Origin of the sequence: Limnohabitans sp. (genome assembly GCF_031539105.1) — a bacterium.
In the GTDB taxonomy this organism is placed as follows: domain Bacteria; phylum Pseudomonadota; class Gammaproteobacteria; order Burkholderiales; family Burkholderiaceae_C; genus Limnohabitans.
Map to the genome: position 1 here is coordinate 1 of NZ_JAVKLM010000020.1, position 3,749 is coordinate 3,749.

The following is a 3,749-nucleotide window of genomic DNA, read 5'->3' on the forward strand; positions in this document are numbered from 1 at the left end:
CTGACCTCTGCACTCTCTATTTCGTCTTTGCTACAGGAAAATTCAAGCTCGGGGATTGAATCGAGACGAAACATCCAGTCTCGGAATGACTGCCAACCTACAAAATTTTTAGCCATTCGACACCCCCTGCACTTGTTGCAGATTGGCAGGGCCAATGTTTGACCACCGTTCATCATGGCGCGTCCTCGACAGACGCCCCTGACTGCTGAGACTGAGAAACCGGAATTTTTTGACCGTTCAACCGAAAGTAAGCCGCCTCGACTCGATCGGAGATGGCCGATGTCAACTCATCCGGCCATAAAGAAACCGCTTGCTGACTGATACCAATGGCCTTAGCCACACTTTTATTACTTCCCCCAAGCAGGGAAATGGCCTGTTGTTTTTTCATGATGCAGCATTAAAACATACTTTAAACAACAAAACAAGTATATTTTATCGAAGCGGTGAAAGAATACTTACATGCTAGACACCTACCAAGACCGCCTACTCAAAGCAACCTCAGTCGCAAAAAAAACAAGAATAGAACTTGCCAATGCACTAGGAATCTCCGTCCAAGCCGTTGGCTCTGTGCTAAACGGAAACACAAAAGAACTCACTGCCGCCAACAATTCCAAAGCCGCAAAATTTTTAGACTGCAACCCCGACTGGCTCGCGCTTGGAACCGGAGAAATGAAGCGAATTAGCGCCCAGCAAGTTCAAGAGAACACATCGAACGCATACACAACTGCCGAACAAGCGCTTCGAACGATTGAGAACCACATCACCCAGCTAGACGCCGTTGAGCGTCAAGAAGCAGCTGCGTTACTAAGCATGTTCGCCATCTCAATGCGCCCAACCACCAAGCAAGACCTCATCGCGCTGCTCACCAAGGGAAACATGCAAAGCCGCCACGCCGCATAAAGCGCGTGGGGAATGTATTTTTTTTACCCGTAAAATAACTTTTTCTGATATAAATTCATCCTCTAGTCACTTTTGAGTTAAAAATGAAAAAACTTATTTCAGCACTTGCTATCGCCTCACTTGCAGGCTGCGCAACTCCACCTACCCGTGAAGAAATAAGCCAAGCCGACTACGGTACACCAATGACCCCAGCGCAATGCCAAGCTACGGCAGAAGCATTCATTAAAAGCACCCTCAAAGACCCAAGCAGTGCACAATTCATCAGCAAAGGGCCATGCTTCGCTGGATGGACCAAAGCGTCACCCATTCTTGGCGGTCAAGTGAACTACGGCTACCAACAAGAAGGCGCAGTCAACTCAAAAAACAGCTACGGCGGATATGCTGGATTTCAGCAATACACCGCAATTATCAAGAATGGTGTAGTGATCGATTACTGCCTGAGAAGCCAACAATCAGGACTTTGCCTCTAAACCTCCGGCACCCCATCACCAACCAAATCCATACCCGCATTGTGCGGGTATTTTTTCGTCTCGCATCGAAAGCATGAATTATTTTTAAAGCATGCTTGTAATATTTAATAAAGTATGCTTTAATTCATTCATCCCACCAATCAACAACTCTTTACCCTGTGCAAAAAGTGTTTGGTGCGATGGGCACCCCGACACCCACGAGTCGGTAGTGGAGAACATCATGGAATTTCAATTCAAGCTAAATCAGCAAGTCACCATCACCACCAGCGGCGAACGTGGTGTGGTCAAAGGCCGCGCCGAATACACCAACGCAGCCAACACCTATTACGTGCAATACAAAGCAGCCGATGGGCGTGCTTGCAATGCCTGGTGGGATGAGGACGCGCTGTCGTCTACATGCCAAGAATGCGGCGGTTCTAAGCGTGTGCGCAACCCTTACTCAAGAGAATCTGCACCCTGTGCGGCATGTACCTCGGCACCAATCTCCACCGCGACAGCAACGACTGACGCATCGCCAAATCCGTCTGGCAGTAGCGCCTGACAAATAGACCGCGCAGTGCGCATGCGTTCGTACACAGAAATGGCAGCGTCTATTTCAACTTTAGGCGCACGGTGTGTATGCAGCGCATTCAGTCGCACATCAAACTGGTCTGTCATGTCATTCACTTCTTTCATATTGAGCCTTTGCGTGTTGTTTTTTGGAAATCGCAATATAGCAAGGAAGCCCAACACACCATCAATGAAATTGGAGCCATCTATGCCCCCCAATACCTCGACTGACGCTGGTGCAGACAACTGCACACAAAACGGCAACTTCGTCCACATCCCCTTCCCGCCCTACATACCACCTGAAGCTAAGTACGCAGACCAACGCTACTTCTCTCGCAACGGAGAACCGCATCGCAAACTTCAAATCGAAATAAGCCTCGATGCCTTCGGTGTCTCGCACTCCGCCGAAGCCGATGTCTACAGAAATGCCTGTAAAGACACAGCGGAGCTGAGGTTGACAAACCACACCACCCATTGCCGTTTTGAGTCGATGGTGAGCCTTGGTCCAGCAGAGCTACGCGAACTGGCATCACGCCTGCTCGATGCTGCTCACGATCTTGAAATTAACCCTGCTAAAAAACTGGTAGCAGAGCTGCAAAAAGGTGGTCAGCCATGAAATACGCCCAAAGCTTCGACCACTTAGGCAACCTCGTGCAGCAGGCCACGCCACGCGGCCACAACGCGCATCGCGTGTTTCAAGCCGCGCTAATCGTGGTCAACATCATGGGCCTGCTAATGCTGATGAAGGTGAAGTAATGCACACCATCGACCAACACCCAAGCCGCATCAACGCAGACATGGAGCTACGAGGCACCTTGGTGCGCAACGCCGAGGTGCGCAACAAAGTGCTCGATGGCGATGGCCACACCGTGCCGGTGCTGTGCATTGAGTTCACTACCGACAGCAGCTCACACATGCCAGTGCGTGCAGAGCAGGTCTACAAGCCCAACGAACACAAACTGGCCGAAACGCATGCCAAAGCCCTGCGACGTGGTGGTGCTGTGACCATTACAGCACCTTTGGTTGGGCTGAAGCTGGTGGCCACAAACGCCAGCGCCATCACCCCCGAGGCCGCAGAGCCAACAGAAACCCCCGACCAATTTAGACAAGGCGCATTGTTATGACAGAGCCCATCGTATCTATCAGCAGAATCAAACAGCTTGCGCAAGAGCATGCGCGTGCAAGCCACAACACAAGCTACCACGTCAGCTGCCCCTACCCACTTGGCACAGCCGCAGCCGAGATCTACGCACAAGCGTTTGATGACGCACGCACCCGCATCGCCGTGGTGCAGCAATCCACAAACCAAACACCCGTAACGGAGGTCGCATGACACGCCAAGCGTTCTACACACCGCCGCGTCGCCCTGCACTTGCTCGCGCCCCACTAGACATTGCAGTGGCCAACGCAACCAAGTTCACACCCAAAGAGCTGCAAGGAATCATGGAGTCTGTCAATCAGGCGCACAAGCACTTACGCGAAGGCGTTGCAACTGAAATGGACTGGTGCGTGCTGGCCAGCAGCATCAACATTGCCTTGCAAATTGAATCACAGGGTGTTGTTCGCGGCTTGGCCGAACACCTGCACAGCGCCGAAAAAGCCTTGCAAACCATTGCGCAACGCGCATCCCTAAGCGGCACATGGATATCAACAGCCCTTTACTACCAAGAGCTTGATGCGGTCAGCACAGGTGTTGAGCTTTACCAATACCAGTGCGAACAACTGAGCGCCGCCGAATTCAAACGAGCCATCAATGCCGCCGTGGGCGAAATTCGCAGCACTGGCGGACGCGTTATCACCACTTTGAACTGAGACAAATACCATGCAACA

General features: G+C 51.5%; 9 protein-coding genes. 8 read left to right on the forward strand and 1 reads right to left on the reverse strand.

Annotation, left to right across the window (positions count from 1 at the left end):
• Window positions 1–172 precede the first annotated feature (172 nt).
• Window positions 173–388 carry a hypothetical protein gene (locus RMR24_RS05655; protein ID WP_310614111.1) on the reverse strand — a complete coding sequence of 72 codons (216 nt, stop codon included), beginning with the start codon at window positions 386–388 and terminating at the stop codon, window positions 173–175.
• Window positions 389–459: 71 nt separating this feature from the next.
• On the opposite strand from RMR24_RS05655, the gene RMR24_RS05660 reads away from it, so the two are divergent.
• The 8 genes from RMR24_RS05660 (at window position 460) to RMR24_RS05695 (ending at window position 3,731) form a co-directional block, all read left to right on the forward strand.
• Window positions 460–900 (forward strand): helix-turn-helix transcriptional regulator, encoded by a 441-nt coding sequence (locus RMR24_RS05660; RefSeq protein WP_310614112.1) that lies wholly within the window; start codon window positions 460–462, stop codon window positions 898–900.
• An 83-nt stretch (window positions 901–983) separates the two neighbouring features.
• Entirely contained in the window at window positions 984–1,370 is a 387-nt protein-coding gene (locus RMR24_RS05665) for a hypothetical protein (RefSeq protein WP_310614113.1), read from the forward strand.
• 220 nt (window positions 1,371–1,590) lie between these two features.
• Window positions 1,591–1,911: a hypothetical protein gene (locus RMR24_RS05670; RefSeq protein WP_310614114.1), complete on the forward strand. Its 321-nt coding sequence runs from the start codon at window positions 1,591–1,593 to the stop codon at window positions 1,909–1,911.
• Window positions 1,912–2,127: 216 nt separating this feature from the next.
• Complete coding sequence (locus RMR24_RS05675; protein WP_310614115.1) at window positions 2,128–2,535, forward strand: hypothetical protein; 408 nt, start codon at window positions 2,128–2,130, stop codon at window positions 2,533–2,535.
• Complete coding sequence (locus RMR24_RS05680; protein ID WP_310614116.1) at window positions 2,532–2,675, forward strand: hypothetical protein; 144 nt, start codon at window positions 2,532–2,534, stop codon at window positions 2,673–2,675. The genes RMR24_RS05675 and RMR24_RS05680 overlap by 4 nt, the downstream gene beginning before the upstream one ends.
• Window positions 2,675–3,043 carry a hypothetical protein gene (locus tag RMR24_RS05685; protein WP_310614117.1) on the forward strand — a complete coding sequence of 123 codons (369 nt, stop codon included), beginning with the start codon at window positions 2,675–2,677 and terminating at the stop codon, window positions 3,041–3,043. The genes RMR24_RS05680 and RMR24_RS05685 overlap by 1 nt, the downstream gene beginning before the upstream one ends.
• Window positions 3,040–3,252: a hypothetical protein gene (locus tag RMR24_RS05690; protein WP_310614118.1), complete on the forward strand. Its 213-nt coding sequence runs from the start codon at window positions 3,040–3,042 to the stop codon at window positions 3,250–3,252. The genes RMR24_RS05685 and RMR24_RS05690 overlap by 4 nt, the downstream gene beginning before the upstream one ends.
• Window positions 3,249–3,731: a hypothetical protein gene (locus RMR24_RS05695; RefSeq protein ID WP_310614119.1), complete on the forward strand. Its 483-nt coding sequence runs from the start codon at window positions 3,249–3,251 to the stop codon at window positions 3,729–3,731. Before RMR24_RS05690 ends, RMR24_RS05695 begins: the two co-directional genes overlap by 4 nt.
• Window positions 3,732–3,749: the final 18 nt, after the last annotated feature.

Excerpts from the sequence above, each read along its gene's own strand:
- RMR24_RS05655 (WP_310614111.1), bottom strand. The coding sequence starts at position 388 with ATGAAAAAACAACAGGCCATTTCCCTGCTTGGGGGAAGTAATAAAAGT.
- RMR24_RS05660 (WP_310614112.1), top strand. The coding sequence starts at position 460 with ATGCTAGACACCTACCAAGACCGCCTACTCAAAGCAACCTCAGTCGCA.
- RMR24_RS05665 (WP_310614113.1), top strand. The coding sequence starts at position 984 with ATGAAAAAACTTATTTCAGCACTTGCTATCGCCTCACTTGCAGGCTGC.
- RMR24_RS05670 (WP_310614114.1), top strand. The coding sequence starts at position 1,591 with ATGGAATTTCAATTCAAGCTAAATCAGCAAGTCACCATCACCACCAGC.
- RMR24_RS05675 (WP_310614115.1), top strand. The coding sequence starts at position 2,128 with ATGCCCCCCAATACCTCGACTGACGCTGGTGCAGACAACTGCACACAA.
- RMR24_RS05680 (WP_310614116.1), top strand. The coding sequence starts at position 2,532 with ATGAAATACGCCCAAAGCTTCGACCACTTAGGCAACCTCGTGCAGCAG.
- RMR24_RS05685 (WP_310614117.1), top strand. The coding sequence starts at position 2,675 with ATGCACACCATCGACCAACACCCAAGCCGCATCAACGCAGACATGGAG.
- RMR24_RS05690 (WP_310614118.1), top strand. The coding sequence starts at position 3,040 with ATGACAGAGCCCATCGTATCTATCAGCAGAATCAAACAGCTTGCGCAA.
- RMR24_RS05695 (WP_310614119.1), top strand. The coding sequence starts at position 3,249 with ATGACACGCCAAGCGTTCTACACACCGCCGCGTCGCCCTGCACTTGCT.